Origin of the sequence: Brevibacillus sp. NL20B1 (genome assembly GCF_018195675.1) — a bacterium.
GTDB classification, from domain to species: domain Bacteria; phylum Bacillota; class Bacilli; order Brevibacillales; family Brevibacillaceae; genus Brevibacillus; species Brevibacillus aydinogluensis.
Genome location: NZ_JAGTPT010000021.1, coordinates 15,733 through 35,157 on the forward strand (window position 1 = coordinate 15,733; position 19,425 = coordinate 35,157).

The 19,425-nt window shown below is 57.9% G+C and carries 17 protein-coding genes; 3 read left to right on the top strand and 14 right to left on the bottom strand.

Annotated features, from left to right (window positions below; genetic code table 11):
- Positions 1–161 precede the first annotated feature (161 nt).
- From clpX to rph, 6 genes are all read right to left on the bottom strand, one after another.
- Entirely contained in the window at positions 162–1,427 is a 1,266-nt protein-coding gene (gene clpX / locus KDN35_RS14350; RefSeq protein ID WP_171566361.1) for an ATP-dependent protease ATP-binding subunit ClpX, read from the bottom strand.
- Between the two features lie 20 nt (positions 1,428–1,447).
- On the bottom strand, positions 1,448–2,035 hold the full coding sequence (gene clpP, locus KDN35_RS14355; RefSeq protein WP_268255227.1) for an ATP-dependent Clp endopeptidase proteolytic subunit ClpP: 588 nt from the start codon (positions 2,033–2,035) through the stop codon (positions 1,448–1,450).
- A gap of 171 nt (positions 2,036–2,206) precedes the next feature.
- Positions 2,207–3,499 carry a trigger factor gene (tig, locus tag KDN35_RS14360; RefSeq protein ID WP_171566363.1) on the bottom strand — a complete coding sequence of 431 codons (1,293 nt, stop codon included), beginning with the start codon at positions 3,497–3,499 and terminating at the stop codon, positions 2,207–2,209.
- A 124-nt stretch (positions 3,500–3,623) separates the two neighbouring features.
- On the bottom strand, positions 3,624–4,148 hold the full coding sequence (locus KDN35_RS14365; protein WP_171566364.1) for a metallophosphoesterase family protein: 525 nt from the start codon (positions 4,146–4,148) through the stop codon (positions 3,624–3,626).
- A gap of 40 nt (positions 4,149–4,188) precedes the next feature.
- Positions 4,189–4,791 carry an XTP/dITP diphosphatase gene (locus tag KDN35_RS14370; RefSeq protein ID WP_171566365.1) on the bottom strand — a complete coding sequence of 201 codons (603 nt, stop codon included), beginning with the start codon at positions 4,789–4,791 and terminating at the stop codon, positions 4,189–4,191.
- Positions 4,784–5,566 carry a ribonuclease PH gene (gene rph, locus KDN35_RS14375; protein WP_171566366.1) on the bottom strand — a complete coding sequence of 261 codons (783 nt, stop codon included), beginning with the start codon at positions 5,564–5,566 and terminating at the stop codon, positions 4,784–4,786. Before rph ends, KDN35_RS14370 begins: the two co-directional genes overlap by 8 nt.
- 231 nt (positions 5,567–5,797) lie before the next feature.
- On the opposite strand from rph, the gene KDN35_RS14380 reads away from it, so the two are divergent.
- The gene (locus KDN35_RS14380) at positions 5,798–7,051 is read left to right on the top strand and encodes an MFS transporter (protein ID WP_249179119.1); all 1,254 of its coding nucleotides are present in this window, start codon (positions 5,798–5,800) and stop codon (positions 7,049–7,051) included.
- Positions 7,052–7,111: 60 nt separating this feature from the next.
- Here the strand turns inward: KDN35_RS14380 and KDN35_RS14385 are convergent, their stop codons facing one another.
- Positions 7,112–8,176: a GerMN domain-containing protein gene (locus tag KDN35_RS14385; RefSeq protein ID WP_212133074.1), complete on the bottom strand. Its 1,065-nt coding sequence runs from the start codon at positions 8,174–8,176 to the stop codon at positions 7,112–7,114.
- A 487-nt stretch (positions 8,177–8,663) separates the two neighbouring features.
- Positions 8,664–9,476, bottom strand: coding sequence for a glutamate racemase (gene racE / locus KDN35_RS14390; protein WP_212133056.1), 813 nt, complete (start codon positions 9,474–9,476; stop codon positions 8,664–8,666).
- A gap of 165 nt (positions 9,477–9,641) precedes the next feature.
- Here racE and KDN35_RS14395 point away from each other — a divergent pair, with 165 nt between their 5' ends.
- Both KDN35_RS14395 and KDN35_RS14400 read left to right on the top strand, forming a co-directional pair.
- Positions 9,642–10,595, top strand: a complete 954-nt coding sequence (locus tag KDN35_RS14395) for a superoxide dismutase (protein WP_171566369.1) — start codon at positions 9,642–9,644, stop codon at positions 10,593–10,595.
- 125 nt (positions 10,596–10,720) lie between these two features.
- Positions 10,721–11,098: a DUF3899 domain-containing protein gene (locus KDN35_RS14400; protein ID WP_212133075.1), complete on the top strand. Its 378-nt coding sequence runs from the start codon at positions 10,721–10,723 to the stop codon at positions 11,096–11,098.
- 107 nt (positions 11,099–11,205) lie between these two features.
- Here KDN35_RS14400 and KDN35_RS14405 read toward each other — a convergent pair whose 3' ends face one another.
- From KDN35_RS14405 to KDN35_RS14430, 6 genes are all read right to left on the bottom strand, one after another.
- Positions 11,206–12,228, bottom strand: coding sequence for an ABC transporter ATP-binding protein (locus tag KDN35_RS14405; protein ID WP_212133057.1), 1,023 nt, complete (start codon positions 12,226–12,228; stop codon positions 11,206–11,208).
- 19 nt (positions 12,229–12,247) lie between these two features.
- Positions 12,248–13,186 carry an ABC transporter permease gene (locus KDN35_RS14410; protein WP_171566451.1) on the bottom strand — a complete coding sequence of 313 codons (939 nt, stop codon included), beginning with the start codon at positions 13,184–13,186 and terminating at the stop codon, positions 12,248–12,250.
- A 9-nt stretch (positions 13,187–13,195) separates the two neighbouring features.
- Complete coding sequence (locus KDN35_RS14415; protein WP_171566372.1) at positions 13,196–14,128, bottom strand: ABC transporter permease; 933 nt, start codon at positions 14,126–14,128, stop codon at positions 13,196–13,198.
- Positions 14,129–14,144: 16 nt separating this feature from the next.
- Positions 14,145–15,587 carry a dipeptidase PepV gene (gene pepV, locus KDN35_RS14420; RefSeq protein ID WP_171566373.1) on the bottom strand — a complete coding sequence of 481 codons (1,443 nt, stop codon included), beginning with the start codon at positions 15,585–15,587 and terminating at the stop codon, positions 14,145–14,147.
- Positions 15,588–15,604: 17 nt separating this feature from the next.
- Positions 15,605–17,665: a sigma-54 interaction domain-containing protein gene (locus KDN35_RS14425; protein WP_171566374.1), complete on the bottom strand. Its 2,061-nt coding sequence runs from the start codon at positions 17,663–17,665 to the stop codon at positions 15,605–15,607.
- Positions 17,666–17,731: 66 nt separating this feature from the next.
- Positions 17,732–19,387, bottom strand: coding sequence for a peptide ABC transporter substrate-binding protein (locus tag KDN35_RS14430; protein WP_171566375.1), 1,656 nt, complete (start codon positions 19,385–19,387; stop codon positions 17,732–17,734).
- Positions 19,388–19,425: the final 38 nt, after the last annotated feature.

Here is a 19,425-nt window from a genome sequence, read left to right on the forward strand (position 1 = left end):
ATATTGAGTAGTATTGCCTCGCAATCACGGGCGTAAACAAACCGCTCCGGCATTCCCTTGCACTTTGGCGGGCACTGCCGGCCGGGCGAACAAACGGGAGAGCCATGGAAAAACCACCCCGACAATCGGGGTGGTTGGGATGGCGTTTCCGGCGGTGCCGGTTACGCGCTTTCGTTTTTCAGTTCGCGGCCTTCCTTGGTCAGCAGCTGCGGCTTCACCTTGTCACGCACAGCTTCCTCGGTGATCACGCACTTGCTGATGTCTTCGCGGGACGGCAGTTCGTACATCATGTCGAGCATGATCTGCTCGATGATGGCACGCAGTCCCCGGGCGCCGGTGTTCCGCTTGATCGCTTCCTTGGCGATCTGCGTCAGCGCTCCCGGTTCGAACTCCAGTTCTACGCCGTCTAAGCTCAGCAGTTTTTGGTACTGCTTCACCAGCGAGTTTTTCGGTTCGGTAAGGATGCGGACCAGCGTCTCCTCATCCAGCGGTTCCAGCGTGGCCAGTACGGGGAGACGGCCGACAAATTCCGGAATCAGGCCGAATTTCAGCAGGTCTTCCGGCAGCACGTACTTCAGGTACTCGCCCGGCTTCAGGTCGCCTTTGATACCGTCGCTCAGGTCGGTGCCGAAGCCGATCACCTTTTTGCCCAGACGACGCTTGATGATCTGCTCGATGCCGTCAAACGCACCGCCGCAGATGAACAGAATGTTGGACGTGTCGATCTGGATGAACTCCTGGTGCGGATGCTTCCGGCCGCCCTGCGGCGGCACGCTGGCAACCGTCCCCTCGAGAATTTTCAGCAGCGCCTGCTGTACGCCTTCGCCGGATACGTCGCGGGTGATCGACGGATTTTCCGACTTGCGGGCCACCTTGTCGATCTCGTCGATGTAGATGATGCCCTTCTCCGCCTTTTCCACGTCGTAATCGGCTGCCTGGATCAGCTTGAGCAGGATGTTTTCCACGTCTTCGCCCACGTACCCCGCTTCCGTGAGGGAAGTGGCGTCGGCGATGGCAAACGGCACGTTGAGAATCCGTGCCAACGTCTGGGCCAAGAGCGTCTTCCCGCTTCCGGTCGGACCGATCAGCAGGATGTTTGACTTTTGCAGTTCCACATCCTCGATCTTGGCGCCGGAGTTGATCCGCTTGTAGTGGTTGTACACCGCCACCGAGAGGGATTTTTTCGCCAGATCCTGGCCGATCACGTAATCGTCCAGGATTTTGCGAATCTCCATCGGTTTGGGAATTTCCTTCATGTCGATTTCTTCTTCCGTTCCCAGCTCTTCCTGGACGATTTCGTTGCACAGTTCGATGCACTCGTCGCAGATGTACACGCCGGGCCCGGCCACCAGCTTGCGCACCTGCTCCTGCGACTTGCCGCAGAAGGAGCATTTCAGCTGGCCTTTATCGTCGTTAAACTTAAACATGCGCTTCACCTCACAACGGGTCAGTTTTTCCGTTCAATAATGGCGTCAATCAAACCGTACGCTTTGGCTTCTTCTGCGCTCATGAAGTGATCACGATCGGTGTCCTTTTCCACACGTTCGTATGGCTGACCCGTCCGTTCCGCCAGGATTTGGTTGAGCTGGCGCTTCGTTTTCAAAATCCAGTCCGCGTGGATGCGGATATCCTCTGCCTGGCCGCGTACGCCGCCGAGCGGCTGGTGAATCATCACTTCACTGTTCGGCAGGGCAAACCGCTTCCCTTTTGCTCCCGCAGCCAGCAGAACGGCTGCCATGCTGGCCGCCATGCCGATGCAGATGGTAGACACGTCCGGCTTGATGTGCTGCATCGTGTCGAAGATGGCCATGCCAGCCGTTACGGAACCGCCCGGAGAGTTTATGTAGAGTTGAATGTCCTTGTCCGGGTCTTCCGCTTGCAGGAACAGCAGTTGGGCGACCACCAGGTTGGCCACTTCATCGTCGATCTCGCTGCCGAGAAAGACAATCCGGTCCTTCAACAGGCGCGAATAAATGTCATACGCGCGCTCGCCGCGGTTCGTCTGTTCAATGACCATGGGGATTAGCATATGTATCTCCTCCTCTGCCGTCAAAGAGGTAGCGTGCAGCCGCCGGTCCGACGGCTGTGTCGGAAAAAACGCAAGATGGTGAAAAACAAGGCACGAACATTATCGTGCCTTGTATCGCTTGGCAGTCGGGTCAATCGGGAACCTGTCTGCCGGTCGTTTCATGCGTTCTTCCTAAGCTTATGCACTGACTTTGTTTTCTGCAACCAGGAAATCGACCGTTTTCCGCGTTTGCACGTCGCGGTACAGGGCAGCCATACCGTCTTGAGCGGTGAAGATTTTGCGCAGTTCGTCGGCAGGACGACCGTATACGCCCGCCAGTCTGTTCAGCTCTTCGTTTACATCTTCTTCGGTCGCAGTGATGTTCTCGGCTTTAGCGATCGCTTCCAGGGTCAGCGCGGTGCGCACGCGGGTGGTCGCGTCAGGACGAAGCTGTTCGCGCAGCTGGCTTTCATCGGTGCCGGAGAACTGGTAGTACAGGTCCAGGTTCATGCCTTGGAACTGCAGGCGCTGAGCAAATTCGTTCACCATTTGGTCCAGTTCGTGTTCGATCATGACGTCCGGAATGTCGATTTCGGCGTTTTCAGCCGCCTTCAGCACGAGCTGCTCGCGGGTGTACTGCTCTTTCTCCTGAGCCGCTTTTTCTTCCAGCTTTTTCTTGGTGTCAGCCTTCAGCTCTTCCAGTGTGTCGAACTCGCTCACGTCTTTGGCAAATTCGTCGTCCAGCGCCGGGAGGTTTTTGCGCTTGAGGCCGTTCAGTTTCACCTTGAAGACTGCGTCTTTGCCTGCCAGGCTCGGAGAGTGGTACTGTTCCGGGAAGGTGACGTTGATCTCCTTCTCCTCGCCTACCTTCATGCCCACGATCTGCTCTTCAAAGCCGGCGATGAACGTGCCGGAACCCAGCTCGAGCGTGTAGTTTTCCGCTTTTCCGCCCTCAAAGGCAACGCCGTCCTGGAAGCCTTCGAAGTCAATCACAGCCAGATCGCCGTTTTGTGCCGGGCCTTCTTCCACGACAACCAGCTCGGCGTGGCGCTCTTGCATGCGCTTCAGTTCGGCTTCCACGTCCTCGTCAGTAACGTTGAACTCTTTCGACTCGATCGTCAGGTTTTTGTAGTCGCCCAGTTTCACTTCCGGCTTCACCGTTACGGTCGCCTTGAAGATGAGCGGCTTGCCCTTTTCCATCTGCTCAACATCCACTTCGGGGCGATCAACCGGTTCGATGCCGGTTTCGCGCACAGCTTGTCCGTAAGCGGCAGGGAGCAGGATGTCCAGAGCATCCTGGTAGAGCGCTTCCACGCCAAAACGCGCTTCGAACAGCTTGCGCGGCACTTTTCCTTTGCGGAAGCCCGGAACGCTTACTTTCTTTACGACCTTTTTAAACGCTTGGTCCAATGCCGCATCTACTTGCGCAGCATCTACTTCAACCGTCAGGACCCCCTGGTTATTCTCTAACTTTTCCCATTTTGCTGCCACGTAAACTTCCCCTCCTAGATTGAATCCACAGAACACCGCCCGCAGCATGCAGTCGGTACGAGCGATGCAATTCTAGCCATTATAACCATTTAAGTATAGCACATATTCACCATTTTTCAAGAAGTCAGCGGCGCAGGGAAAACTTCCCCCCCAGCCGCTCCACCGGATTGCCGTGGTGGTCGAAATAGGTAACCTGGACGCGCACTTCCCGCTTTCTCGTCTCAAGCTGTTCCAGGTATGCGTAGGTGGGAACGTCAAAGCTGCGGGGGAGCTGCAGACTACCCGGGTTGAGAAACAGGATGCCCCGTTCGACGCCGCAGACCGGAACGTGGGAATGGCCGAACAGCACGACGTTGGCCCCCGTCTCCTCCGCCCGGTAGTGCAGCCGCATCAGCGAGCTTTTCACCCCGAACAGGTGGCCGTGTGTCTGCAGGATTTTCAGGTCCTTCCACTCGGTAAGCTGTTCCTCGGGAACGTCCCTGTCCACATCGCAGTTGCCCCTGACCAAAATCATGTCGGCGAAGGGGTCCCGCTTCCGGTCGACGCAAAAATCGCCGCAGTGAAAGACCTTCTCCGCCGCGTGGCGTTCCACCGTCTCTTTCACTTCGCGTACCAAGCCGTGCGTGTCGCTGAGGATCAGGATGCCCACTGTACCGCACTCCCTTCTGCCTGTAGTCTGCCGCAAGCCGCTAACCCTGCCGCTTGATTGCCGCCAGCAGATTGCCCATCGCCATGGCCCGGTGGCTGATGCGGTTTTTCTCTTCCGGCGGCAACTGCGCCATGGTCACGCCCTTGTCCGGCAGGTAAAAAACCGGGTCGTATCCGAACCCGTTGGTGCCCTCTGGGGCTTCGGCGATGACGCCCTCACATGTGCCTTGGGCCACCACAGGCTCTTTGCCCGGTTCCGCCAGGACGAGCACGCAGCGGAAACGTGCCGTCCGCTGCTGTGCCGGCACGCCGCGCAGTTCATCCAGCAGCTTTCGCCAATTTTGCTCATCGCTGGCGTGTTCACCGGCGTAGCGGGCGGAATAGACGCCGGGACGTCCCCCCAGAGCGTCCACCTCCAGGCCGGAGTCGTCGCCCACAGCCGGCATGTTCAGGTATGTAGCAATGGTCGTCGCTTTTTTCAAGGCGTTGGCTTCAAACGTATCGCCGTCCTCCACCACTTCCGGCACGCCTTCAAACGCGTCCAGGCTGATGCCTTCCCAGCCCAATTCGGCAAACAGGCTGTTGAATTCCTTTACCTTTCCCTTGTTTCGCGTTGCCAGCACCACTTTTTTTCGCTCAGACATGACTCTTCTCCGCCACCGTTTCCTGATCGTTTTCGTTGTCGTCTGCAAACCTCAGCGGTACGTCGGCCAACGCTTCCTTCTGCGCGGCAATCAGGCCGTCGATGCCTTTTTTTGCCAGGTCAAGCAGTTCATGAAGCTGTTCGCCGGTAAACGGCGCTTCTTCGCCCGTGCCCTGCAGTTCGACAAATTTGCCCTGACCGGTCATGACGATGTTCATGTCCACCGTCGCCGTCGAATCTTCCTTGTAATTGAGGTCGAGCATCGGTTCGCCGTCGATGATACCGACCGAGGTCGCCGCCAGAAAATCGCGCAGCGGCAGCTGCTTCAAGGTGCCGGCTTCCACCAGCTTCTGCATCGCATCCACCATCGCCACAAACGCGCCAGTGATTGCTGCCGTCCGGGTACCGCCGTCGGCCTGGATCACGTCGCAATCCAGCCAGATGGTGCGCTCCCCCATCGCTTCCAACTGAACGACCGAGCGCAGCGCACGTCCGATCAGCCGCTGAATTTCCATGGTTCGTCCGCCCACTTTGCCTTTGGACGATTCCCGTGGATTGCGTGACTCCGTGGCCCGAGGAAGCATGGAGTATTCGGCTGTAATCCACCCTTTTCCGCCTCCGCGCATGAACGGCGGCACGCGATCCTCCAATGTCGCCGTACAAATTACCTTGGTGTCTCCTACTTCGATTAGACAAGAACCTTCCGCGTGTTTGATGTAATTGCGCGTAATCTTGACTGGGCGCAATTGGTCACGGTCACGGCCATCAAGTCTCATTCCATGTTTCCTCCTAGCTTGCTATCGTCAACTCCGCTCATTATACCAGACTGAAGAAACCCTCTGCCACTCCGCAACCCCCTGCAACGCATTTCCGAAGCTGCGGAAAAATCCGCTGCCGAAAGCCCAAAGAAAAATCCATCCGTTCGGCGGGAACGAAACTCCGGCAAAGAGGGGTCTTGCGCACACACACAAATTTGACTAACATCTAATTAGATAATTAACTAATTAATGGTGATTCTTATGACGTCCTCCCTGCTTTTGCGTCAAGCCAATTTTCGCAGGCTGCTGCTTGCCAACTTTCTCAGCGGAGTCGGGGATTGGTTCAACAGCGTCGCCGTCCTGAGCCTGCTGTTGGAGATCACCGGCACGGCCATGGCCGTAGGCATTACACTGGCGCTCCGCACCTTGCCCTACCTGGTGTTCGGGCCGCTCGGCGGGTTGCTGGCCGACCGCTTCAACCGCAAAGCCGTCATGATCGCCTGCGACCTGGTGCGGGCGGTGATCGCCCTCTGCTTCCTGTTCGTCTCCTCTGCTGACGACGTCTGGATCGTCTACGCCGGAACGTTTGCCCTCGTCGCCTTCTCCGCGCTGTACAACCCGGCGAGGATCTCCCTGATCCCGGACGTCGTCGAACGCGATCAGCTCCTCTCGGCCAATGCGCTGGAGGAAAGCGTGTTCGGGATCGTGATGGCGGCCGGATCGCTGGTCGGCGGCGTCTTTGCCGCCTATTGGGGGACGGATGCAGCGTTCGTCTGCAACTCGCTTTCCTTTGTGCTGTCCGCGGCGCTGATTCTGCGGATTTCCCTCCCCCCGCGATCAAGCGGTGTCCGACGCGAAGCGGACAAGGAGGAGCGCAAAGCGAACGAACCGTCCTACCGTGACCTGTTTTCGCTGATCCGCCAAACTCCCCTGGTCCTGTACACCCTGCTGATGACGACCTTGTGGCTGGTCGGGGGAGGCATTCTCAACGTGCTGATCAGCGTCTACGCCTACCAGGTGTTTGCGGCCGGCAAAAGCGGAGTCGGTCTCCTCTACGGCGCGATCGGACTCGGTTTCATCGTCGGCGGGGTTGCGGCCGATCTGCTGAAACGGCGGCCTTACCACATGGCTTCCTGCAGTTTCGCCGTCGAAGGCTTCGCCCACGTGCTGACCAGCTTCGCTCCCACCATTTACCTGGCGGCTGCCTGCTACGCCCTCTCCACCGTCGCCGGGGGGATGGGCAACGCCAGTCTGCGCACGCTCCTGATGCGGCATCTCGACAAAGCGTACCACGGCCGTGTGTTCGCTCTCGAATCGACCATCTCCAGCGTGCTCATCGGCCTCTCGATGCTCGTCGGCGGATGGCTGCTCACCGTCTTTGAACCGCGGCTGCTCGGTTTTGCCGCCGGGCTGCTGATCACCCTCTGCTCGCTGATCCTCGGCGTCTTGATCTTGCAGGCCTCCCGGGCAGCCGATAGCGCCGCCCCGGCTCAACCGGACTGACAGAACTGCCGCAAGCAAAAAACCACGCCTGCCGATTCGGGCGTGGATTCGTGCGCGCTGTCAAAACTGCATCGTGTTGATGTGGACGGGGCGGGCGACCGGCTTGGTGAAATCGTACGTTCCGCTGGTGAGCGGCTTGCCTTCCACCAGCAGTTGAACCTGTTTGGCCCCTGTGCTCTCGGTCAGCGAGAGAACCAGCGACTCCAGCGCATCCGGATTGGCTTCCCTGCCGCTGTCGTATCTGAGGATGTCGCTGCTCAGATCGACGGTAACGAGGTCATTCTCCTGCTTTACATCCAGCACCCGGGTGGTGCGCAGGAGCGAACTGAACAGCGGCGAATTGTCACTCGGTCCTTTGATCAGCTCCTCTACCGCCGCTTTGGCCACGTTCTGCGTCTCCGGTATCAGCCGGGTGACCGGTACGAAATAGGAGCGCTTGTCATCCAATTGTCCCTGGAAATAGACCGTAACCGCCGTGGTTCGACCGGGAACGGCCCCTTCCGCCAGCTCCAGGTTGATCCCGAGGTTGCGGTCCAGGGTGGACGAGATCGGTGTGCTGCCCACCGGCATTTCGGTAAGCGGCGTGCCGTTTACCCAGATCTGCACCCTTTTGACGTTGGGAAACTCGGTTAGTGCCCGGGTCACTGCGTCCAGAATCTGCTTTTCGTTCTTGCTGTCGTACTTTTGGAACTCCGGGGAAAAGTCCACTGTCGCCAAACCGTCCTTGATAACCAGTCCTTTTACCTCCGTCCCTTCAGGAAGCACCGCGGAAAAGCCGTTGGGGAGCATGTTTTCCACCGGCCCGCCTTTGACCATGTAGGTCAGCACCTGTTTCGCCACCCCTTCTGTTTTTGGCAGGGTCAGCGTAAACGGCACTACATACCCGTTGGCATCCAGCAAGTAGACGGTGCGGTCGACTGACTCTGTGACCGCGGCCTCCGTCCCATCGGCTGAGCCTTCCGCCGCCGGCAGACCGTTGGGTGTATTCTGGGCGGCTTCCGACTGCGGCGGAGGTGCATCAATGCTGGTGGCTTTCTTTTCCGGTCCGAACAGTCCGCACCCCGACAGCAGCAGTGCGCTGACCCCAAGCACGGCGGTGATTGTGCCGATGCGATGTATCTTCATCATTACCCAGCCTCCTCCAGACACTTTGTACTATCATGTATACGAGCAGGGCTTGTGTTTATGCGTTGAATTGTCCGAAACAGAACCAAAGCGAAAAGCGGCGCCATGATTGGCGCCGCTTCAGCGTGTAGACAAAGTCCGCGGCGCATGGGAGATCGGCCCCGCTCGCTCGCTTGACGCCCAGCAAAGAAGCGGATGAAGTCCGCTCCAAAACGAGACGCGGGCAGGGGACAAACATCTGGGTATTTCGAGGAAGTGAGACTTGTGTCCCCTGTTGGTCCCCGCGTCTTCGTTTTTCCGCTGAGCCGGTCGTCAAAGGAGCTCGCTTGGCCCATCCCTCCATGCGATGCCCATTGTCTTCCGCTTCGGTTGATGAATGGGCAGGCCTTCCGGCCTGGAAATCATTTTTTGTGGACGCTAACTCAATGAACCGTTTGTCTTCAGTCTGAAGCGGCGCCATGATTGGCGCCGCTTTCTTGCCTCTTTCTTATGGTTGATACGACTCCTCCAACGATCTATGCTCCACCTTCACCCGACGGCCCAGCCACTCCTCCGCGATGGAGCGGAAATTGTCGGCGCCGCCGCTGGTGAAGAACAGATGGTCGGGAGCCGCAGACGTTTTGTCCGCTCTCGCAATCGAGGCATGCCAGGTCAATTCCCGCGCGGTTTCTTCCGCAGAACTGATCAAGGTGACGGACGGGCCCATCACGTCCTGAATGACAGGGGCCAGCAGCGGGTAATGGGTGCAGCCCAGAATCAGTGTGTCCAATTCTTCCCGGATCAATGGCTCCAGCGTACGGGCCACTACCTGGCGCGCTTCCGCTGTATGCTGCTGATGGTGTTCCACCAGCGGAACAAACGCTGGACAGGCGAGCCCAGCCACATACGTCTCCGGCCGCAGCCGCAGCAGGACTTGCTCGTACGCGCGGGTGCGGATCGTCGTCTCTGTCCCAATCACACCAATCCGGCCGTTTTTCGTGGCCCGCACCGCCGCTCGCGCTCCCGGCTCAATCACACCGATGACCGGCAGCGGCAGGAGCTGCTGCGCCTCCTTGAGGACGACTGCTGTCGCGGTGTTGCAGGCCACAACCAGAGCCTTTACGGGATATCGGGTGACAAACTCAATCAGTTGAAAACTGCAGGCGCGTATCTCTTCCGGCGACTTGGAGCCGTACGGGCATCGGGCATTGTCGCCGAAGTACAGAATCCGTTCGTCGGGCAGCTGCCGCATTACTTCTTTCGCTACCGTCAGGCCTCCCACTCCTGAGTCGATAATGGCAATTGCTCGTTGGTCGCTCATCTGTGTGTCTCCCCTGTTGTAATGTCCATCTCCCAGCATACCACTTTTTGCGTTCGTGGTATAACCATATGCGATCCGCCGGTGCCACGTACTCCGCACATGCCGCACCATCCCTGGGCGCTTTTCATACGCTGAAATAGATAAGCGAGAAAAGGAGGAATCGCGTTGGAAGAACAGATCAAACACCTCGTCCACTGGAGCCAGTGGGGCACTCAGTGGATTGAGCACCTGCGAAAATCAATGCAGCTCGGCCGGGAGCTTGAGCGCCACCTGCACAAGTTTGACGAAGCGTTTACGCTGATCGGCCGCAAAGCGGCACAGATAAAGAAATCCTCTCACCACGAGGCCGTTCCCGCGCTCGTTGCCAAGGCGGAAGAGGTGCAAAAGCAGTTTCACCAGTTCCTCCGCCTGATCCAATACAACGAACAGGAACAGCCGGAGACCATGAAAGCAGCCTTTTCCTCATCCCGTCAACCGGTTCCCGTCGCCCGCCCCGTACCCGTCGGACGCCATACGCTGCCTCCCCTGCCGTACGCCTACGACGCCCTGGAGCCGTACATTGACGAGACGACCATGCGCATCCACCATGACAAACTGCACCGCAAATACGTGGAAGACCTGAACAAGGCCGAACTGAAGCTGGCGGAGGCGCGAGCTAAAAACGACTTTGCCCTGATCCGCCACTGGGAGCGGGAACTGGCCTTTAACGGCGCCGGCCACTACCTGCACACGATCTTCTGGCAGGTCATGCACCCGGATGGCGGCGGTGAACCGCAAGGCGATCTGGCCGAGTACATCCAGCGCTACTTCGGCTCGTTTGACGCCTTCAAGGCCCAGTTCACGCAAGCCGCCATACAAGTGGAGGGGCCAGGCTGGGCAATCCTCGTCTGGTCGCCGCGAGCACAGCACCTGGAAATCCTCCAGGCGGAAAAGCACCAGAACCTCTCTCAGTGGGACGTCGTACCCCTGCTGGTGCTGGACGTCTGGGAACACAGCTACTTCCTGCAATACCAAAATCAACGGGACAAGTATGTCAACAACTGGTGGAATGTCGTCAACTGGCGGGCTGTCGAGGAGCGCTTTCAGCAGGCGAGACGTCTGCGCTGGCAACCGTATTGAGGCACAAACCGTACCGAGACACAACAATCCATCCCTCCTCTGCCGGAAGGGGCGGCGTGTTTTATGAGCGAATTAACTCAATCGTAAATGAGTTGCTCATCTTCCGGCAAAAGGACGTGAATGTAATGCTCGCAGTCGTCATCCTTTTCCTGATCATTGTGTCAGCAGCCGCTCTGGCAGCAGGTCTGTCCCCAGCCGGCGAAGCGCTTCTGACGATCATTAACCGGAGTTTCCTGGCCGGACTCTCCCTGCTTGTCCTCGGCTGTATCTCCTTGGTTGTCCGCTCTGGATTCTTTACCGTGTTTGGCGCCGGCTTTAAACGGTTGAAAACGTTTTTCTTCCGCCGTCCTCGCGTGCTGGAGAGCGACTGGTACAACATGGTTGACACCGTTTTTGCCCAAAAAAAAGAGACGTTCTTCCGAATCGGAACGTCTCTTCTGCTTTGGAGCGGAGCCGCCCTGATTGTCTTTTCCGTCGCGATGCTCGTTTGGCACTACCGCTAGTCCGCGCACAGATGGCAGGTCGCCCCATGGCCTGTCCGCACTTGCCTCCGCGCAGTCTCCTCGATGGAAAGCGCCGCCGAGCATCTTTGCTCCCGGAAAGCGCCCTGTCATTCTGTCTGCCTCCCGGCCGCGACCAGTTCCTCGATGCGCGGGGCGCGCGGGTCATGCAGCCAGCAGGCAGCCTGATGACTTCCACCAAACACGGCAGGCTCCGGCATCTGCCGGTCGCAGATTTCCATGGCAAATTCGCAGCGGGGCGCAAACGGGCAGCCTTTGGGCGGATGCAGCAGATCAGGCGGCGCCCCCTCGATCGGCACCAGCCGCTGCTTTTCCCCGTCCAGCCGGGGCAGGGAGCGCATTAGTCCCCAGGTATAGGGATGGCGGGGATGGGAGAAGACGTCCTGCACGCTGCCGGTCTCCACGACCACGCCAGCATACATGACCACCATCCGGTGGGCGATTGCCGCCACCACACCCAGGTCGTGGGTGATAATCAGCACGGACAACCTTTGTTCCTTCTGCAGCCGCTTTAGCAGATCGAGAATCTGGGCCTGAATCGTCACGTCCAATGCGGTGGTCGGTTCGTCGGCGATCACCAGCTTCGGCTGGCATGCCAGGGCGATGGCGATGACCACACGCTGCCGCATCCCGCCGCTGAATTGGTGTGGAAAGTGGTCGACCCGCTTCTCCGGGTCGGGGATCCCCACCATGCGCAGCAGCTCAATCGCCCGCTTATGCGCCTCTTCCCGCGAGACCCGATGATGCCGGACGATTCCCTCCGCGATCTGTCTTCCCACTTTCATTGTCGGATTGAGCGCCGTCATCGGGTCCTGAAAGACCATGCTGATCTGCGCGCCGCGAATCTCCAACTGCTCTTTTTTGCTCATCGCCGTAATCTCTTTTCCTTCAAAGACGATCCGGCCATCGACAATCCGGCCGTGCGGGGCGGGGACCAGGCCCATGATCGCCTGGGCCGTGACGCTTTTGCCGCAGCCGCTCTCACCGACGACCGCCACTGTCTCTCCCTTGTCCACATGGAAGGAGACACCGCGTACCGCCTGTACTTCCCCTTCATACGTCTTGAAGTGTACTTTCAAATTGTCGATGGTCAGCAAATGTTGTTCGGCCATCGCAGTTCCCCCCTTTTTCTTACTCGCGCAGACGCGGATCAAGCGCATCCTGCAGACCATCGCCAAACACGTTGAAGGCAAACATCGTCAGCGAGATCATCAGTGCCGGGAAAAAGAGCCGCCACCAGTCGCCGGTGAGGATGACCCCAAGCGCGTCGTTGGTCATCGTTCCCCAACTGGCTACCGGTGCCTGTACGCCCAGGCCGAGAAAGCTGAGGAATGACTCGGCAAAGATCGCCGACGGGATGGTAAACGTCAGGTTGACAATGATCACGCCAAACGTGTTGGGGATCAGATGTTTGAACAAAATGCGGGGAAAATTTGCCCCGAGCACCTGAGCGGCGAGGATGAACTCCTGGTTTTTCAACTGCAGGATTTGCCCCCGCACCAGACGGGCCATTCCCACCCACCCCGTCGCAGACAATGCGATGATGATCGTCAACATGCCCGGCTCCATCACGACCATCAGCAGGATGACGACCAAAAGGTAAGGGAGTCCGTACAGTACTTCGATCAACCGCATGATCACGTTGTCAATCCGATCCCCCCGCTTGCCCCTGCCTGCCATGTACCCGGCGATGCCGCCGACGGTCACGCCAATGATCAGGTCGATCAGCGCCGCCACCACCCCGATCGTCAGTGAGATTCGGGCGCCGTACCAGGTGCGGGCAAACATGTCCCGGCCCAAATCGTCTGTCCCGAACCAGTGCTCATCGGAAATCGGCTTGTTTTTCATTAACAGATTTTGGTCGGAATAGCTGTACGGGACGAGATGCGGCCCGATGATCGACATCGCGACCAGCGCGACGATGATGACGAAGCCCAGCATCGCCAGCTTGTTTTTCACGAGCTTGCGAATCACCAGTTGGGCGTTGCTCAGGCTCGGGCGGGCAGATGCTGCGTCAGCCTGCTTACGTTTGACCAGCGGGCGAAACAGGGGATCGACTTTTTGTTCCATCGCCACTTCCTATCCCTCCTTGTTGCTCAATTTGATCCGCGGGTCGATCAGGGTGTACGCCACGTCGATCAGAAAGATGGTCACTATCAGAATGGAGCTGTAAAAAACAGTCGTTCCCAAAATGACTGGATAATCGCGGTTGAAGATGCCGTCGACAAAGTATTTGCCAATCCCGGGAATGGCAAAGATTTTTTCCACGACGAACGTACCGGTGATCAGCGATGCAATCAGCGGCCCCAGGAACGTAACTACCGGCAGGATCGCATTGCGGATTCCGTGTTTGACCACGACTGCCCAGGTGGGAATCCCTTTCGCCTCTGCGGTGCGGATGTAGTTTTGGTTCATCACTTCAATCATGCTGGCGCGCATGTAGCGGGTAATGATCGCCAACGGACCGAACGCCAGCGCCAGCGACGGCAGCACCGTATGCAGCCAGGTCCCCCAGGTGGCGACGGGAAAGATTGGCCACTTGATTGCAAAATAGTTGATCAGCAGCGGGGCCATGATGAAGCTGGGGATTGCCACGCCGAGGACAGCCAGGGCCATCGCCCCGTAATCGATCCAATTGCCGCGGTTGAGTGCGGCAACAATGCCGAAGAAAATGCCGAACACCAGCGCAATCGCGACCGCCTGCATGCCCAGCAAGGCCGATGCGCCAAATCCGTCCGCGATCATATCGTTGACACCACGTGTATCAGATTTGATGGAAGGCCCCAAATCCAACATCATCAGATTTTTCAGATAAATAACGTATTGAATCGGCAGCGGCTCGTCCAAATGGTATTTGGCTCGCAGATTAGCGCGGATCTGCTCCGGCAGTTGATCCGAATCGGAAGCGAACGGATCGCCGGGAATCGCATGCATCAGCAAAAAGGTCAGCGTCACGATGATCCACAGCGTCAAGAGCATCATCAGGACGCGCTTTGCCAAGTAATGGAACATGCGTGCTCCTCCTTCTCTATTTGGCCAACTCGTACATCGCCTGGGCGTAGATCGCCATCGCCTGAAGCAGATCGTCAATCTCCGCATACTCGTCCGCGAGGTGGGCCGTCGACTCTTTCCCGGGGAACACTGGGCCAAATGCCACGCCGGCTTTCAGCGTCTTGGCATAAGTGGCGCCGCCGGAAGCGAGCAGGCGAGCGGGGGCGCCGGTATGCTGCTCATACACGCGGGAAAGCGTCCGGATGACGGGATGGTCCGCTGGCACGTAGTGGGACTTGGAGGTGCGCACGCTTGACAACATCCAGCCTAGCTCCTGGATGCGCGCCATCAGCCGCTCCACGTACGGCTCCGGTGCCAAGGTGGCGGGATAGCGGATGTTCAGCCGGACAAGCCCTCCCTCGCTCCTGGTGTAGCGAAGGATGCCTGCGTTGACGGTCAGCGCTCCGCTCACCTCGTCCTGACATGCTACGTTCAGCCGTTCACCGTAGTGGTCTTCGTGCAAAACCTCTGCGAGGAAGCGGAGAAACAGGCGATCGGTACCGGCAAACGGGTAGTCGTACAAAAAACGTGCCAGCAGCGTTCCGGCGTTGACTCCATTGAATGGCTCCATGCCGTGAGCCGGCTTGCCGTCGAGTTGAAACGCCAACACGTCAGGCGCTCTTGGCTCCAGCCGTCCCGTCACACCACTGGCAAGGAGAAACGCGTTCCAGCGTTCGGTCACAGCAGCCGCGGCTGATTTCGCCTCCGCTCCCGCCGGTACCATCACCGAGGCAGTCGCTTTATCCGGCACGCTGTTGCCTTGATCACCGGAGGCAAACGACAGCAGCTGCCAACCTTCGTCCGCCGCGGCCCCTGGCTGTGCAGCCAGCATCAGTGTCGGATTGATCTGCCCCTTTTCGGCGTGGATGATCGGAAACGATGCGTCCGGTGAAAAGCCGATCTCCGGAAGCACCTCCCGTTCGGCGTAGTGCTTCATGCACAACCAGCCGCTCTCCTCGTCAGTGCCGATAATCAGGCGCACGCGTTTGGTGAGCGGCAGACCCGACTGCTTGAGCAGCCTCAGCGCGAAAAAGGCGGCCAGCGCCGGCCCCTTGTTGTCGATGGCGCCGCGGGCGTAGATTTTACCGTCGCGGATGTGCGGCTCGAACGGCGGTGTCGTCCATCCTTCACCAACAGTGACTACGTCGACGTGGACGAGCACTCCCACTTCCTCTTCGCCCTCTCCGTGTTCCACGTATCCGGCGTAACCCTCCAGGTTTTTCACCGCAAAGCCGTCTGATCGCCCCAACTCCAGCATGAAGTTCAGGGCCTGCGCCACTCCGTCGCCGAACGGTTTGCCCGGACCGGCGGTCGACATATCCTCGATGCTGTTAATCCTCAGAAAAGACTGCAGCGTTTCCAAATAGGCTTCGCGCTGTGCCAAAGCCTTCTGCTTCCAATATTCGAAGTGACCGCTCATCTTACTCCCTCCTCCGTTTATCCCCGGCTTTTCTCACAGCAGGCGAGAAACACCGCCCCTTTAGTGGACAGGCGGCTGCCCTGCCGTCCTTTGCCGACGTGTATCAGCCCGTCCTGCTGCAGCAGCTTTAAACGGTACCGCACTTGTTGGCCGCTCAGCTCGATTCCCTGCCGGCTGAGCTGCTCGCCCAACGCGTACCTCCCGCTCCCCTGCTGTTTCAAAACATGCAGGATCGCGACGACATCGTCCAAAAAGCCGCGCTGTTCGTATGCCTCGCACAGCGTCCGGCATTCGTCCGCAAGCACATCATCGGCCGGAACGGCAAAAGACTCCTGCATAAACGGCAGGTGGATGGCATACACTTCCTCCTCTACTACGTGGGCCAGGTATTCCATCACGTTTTCCAATTCCCGGATGTTACCGGGCCAATCGTACTCCTGCATCGCCTTCAGTGCCTCCTGCGTAAGTGTAAACGGTGGGCGGCGCATCTCTTGGCAGTATTTGCGAATAAATTCCTCCGCCAACAAGGGGATGTCTTCCGGCCGCTGTCTGAGGGGCGGCAGGTGGATGGGCAGGATGTTTAACCGATAGTACAAATCAGCGCGGAAGCGTCCTTCACGCACCATGCGCTGCAAATCCTGGTTGGTCGCGGCGATGACGCGAATGTCGATCGGGATGACTTTGTTGCCTCCCACCCGCATGATTTGCCGCTCCTGCAGCACCCGCAGCAGCCGGTTTTGGATCGCACCGCTGGCATCGCCGATCTCGTCGAGAAAAATCGTTCCCTTGTGGGCCAATTCAAACCAGCCGATGTGTCCTCCCTTGCGCGCACCGGTGAACGCCCCCTCCTCGTAGCCGAACAGCTCACTCTCCAACAGTGATTCGGAGATGGCGGCAAAATTCACACCGACGAACGGCTCCCGCCTGCGGGGAGAGGCGTTGTGAATGGCCTGCGCGAACAGTTCTTTACCCGTTCCCGTTTCACCCAGCAAGAGCACTGTTGAGTTGCTGCGGGCAATCTTGCGGGCGATTCGCAGCACCTGTTGAAAAGAGAGGCTTTTTCCACAGATGTCGTCAAAGTGATACTTGGCCACCAGCCCTTTGCTGTACAGGCGCATACGGTAGTCGTGTTCCATCTGTTCGATTTCCGCAGCCTTGCGGAACAAGAGCAGGCTGCCGAAAAACCGCCCCTCCATGACGATGTGCATTTTGCGGAAAAAATACGTCCGGCCGCCCCAATCCACCAGTACGTCGTCGTTCTCGTCGCACTGCCGAATCATTTCGTAAAAGTCTGGCGGCAGACAATGGACCGCTTTTTCCCCCTGAATCGGCACACCCTGCAGGTGAAGGGTGTCCACCGCCTTCTGGTTGATAAACCGGATGGTATCCTTTTCGTCCATGGCAATCACAGCATCCTCGATTCGGTTGACGATTGCCTCCAGGTATTTGTGCAGCAGGTGGGCGTGATGAATCTCGTTGCTCAACTGTTTCGTGATATCGATCAGCGACTGCATCGCGCGGGCGGTCACCCGCTGAAAATTATCGCTGTCGAAATGGGCGTAAATCTCCAGCCAAGTGGACAGGTCGATAAGCCGGAAGCCGATGTCCACCACTTTGCGGATGGTGCCCGGCACGTGTTCGGCCTCACCCGGCGTGACGGCAATCTCAATGTCGCGCGGATAATCGGCCCCCGGATAGTACGGGTAGAGCTCAAAATCCATGCCGGAGTCAATCAGCAGCCTGACCGACTCCTTCGCCGTCTCCTCCGTATCGCTCACAAGCAGCACCTTTACCCCTTTGGGCACTTCCAACATTTCCCGCAAATTGTGATACGGCAGCATCCGCTTGGCAATGATCACCTTCGCTCCCGGCGGCAGATACGCCGCCACCTGCGGATAGATGCTTTTGGAGGACAGGACAACGAGCGAACCATCTGCAATCGGCCAGTAAGGCAGTTGATCCACGCGCCTGCCTTCGATGTGAAAATCCTCGGAGATGCCCAAATCACGGCATTGGCTGACCACAGACTGCAAAAATTCGTCCATTTTGGCGACAAATGTTACCGTTTTTTTCTTCATCACAACCCGCTCCATGCTGTAAAGTGAAGACAAGGGCGCGCAGCTTCAGCCCTTGTCTTCATTGTATTATTTCTTTAAAATCACCGCCCACTTGTAATCAATCGTGCCAACAGCATGGCGAACGATCCCATTCACGTTCGGCTGTTCCATGTACGCCACCGTTCTGAAATAGATGGGCACAATCGGCATGTCCTCCATGAAGATCTTCTCCGCTTCGTGCATCAGCTTGAAGCGCTCGGTTTCGTCAGCCGTGCTGCGGATCTTCTGCACAAGTGCGTCGTATTCCTTATTGCTGTAGTTGATGCGGTTGCCGGGATGATCGGTGGTATAGAGTTCCAGAAAGTTGTAGGGATCAGCATAGTCAGCCGGAATGGTGGAACGGGAGAACTGAAGCTTGCGTGCGCGCTGCTCCGCCAAAAACACGTTCCATTCCTTGTTTTCCAGTTTCACGTCAACACCGAGGTTTTTCTTGTACATCTCCTGCAGCACTTGGGCTATCGCCTTGTGCGCGTCACTGGTGTTGTAGGTCATGGTAACGGGCGGCAGGGTCGTCCAGCCTTCCTCTTCCATGCCTTTTTTCAGCAGCGCTTTTGCCTGTTCGACATCATTGTCCTTAAAATAGTCCCCTCCCACTTCACGAAAGTCGCGTCCGTCCGGTTCCAGCAAGCCGGTTGGCACGTGAGCCAAAGCAGGGAGTTCGTTGCCCTGCGTGACGTTTTCGATTAACGCCTTCCGGTCAATCGCCAGAGCAAACGCCTTGCGGATATTCTTGTTCGTAAACGGCGGCATGGACGTGTTCATCCGGTAGTAGTAGACGGATGCTTCCGACATCACTTTGGCTTCCCCTGAATCGATCAACCGCTTTTTCAAGTCGTTGGGCACAGATTGGACCATGTCAAGCTGTCCGGTTTTGTACATTTGGTACTGGGTATTTTCGTCGTTTACCATCACCCAGTCGATGCCGGCAATCTTGACCGAATCCTTGTCCCAGTAGCCTTCGTTCTTTTCCACTTTCACCGTCTGGTCATGCACCCACTCCGTCAGTTTGAACGGTCCGTTGGTAATGAGTGTGGACGCTTCGGCAGCGAAGTTCGGATTGCTTTCCACCGACTTTTTGTGAACCGGGAAGAACGTCGGCTGCGTGATGATGTTGAGGAAAAAGCCGGTCGGCGCTGTTAGCTTCACTTCCAACGTCCTGTCGTCGAGCGCTTTCACTTTTACGTCGTCTGCGCTTCCCTCTCCCTTGTTGAACTTCTCGGCTCCCTCAATAAAATAGGCAAGGAAAGCGGACGGGAAAGCGTTTTGGGGATCGACGATACGTTTCCATGCGTACTCGAAGTCGTGAGCTGTCACCGGGTCCCCGTTTGACCACTTACTGTCGCGCAGCGTAAACGTGTACGTTTTTCCATCATCGCTGATCGTCCACTGCTCCGCCATGGCCGGCTGCGGCTTGTGATCCTTGTCCAGTCGGACGAGCCCTTCCATGATTGCATTCAGCACTTCATTGGAGACGCTGTCGAAGCCCTTTGGCGGATCGAGCGACGGCGGCTCCGTCCGCAGATTGAGACGGAGTTTGGCTGTTGTGTCTGCCTCTCCACCCGCTTCCGCCGTCTGCCCTTTGCCTGGCTGATTCGGTGCAGCCGATTGGTTGCAGCCGGTGACCATCAGTGCCAGCAAGAGGGCGGACGTGCTCAAGACTTTCCATCCTTTGCGCAACTTCATCGGAACATTCCCCCTTTTCTCGGTAAATTGTATGGATC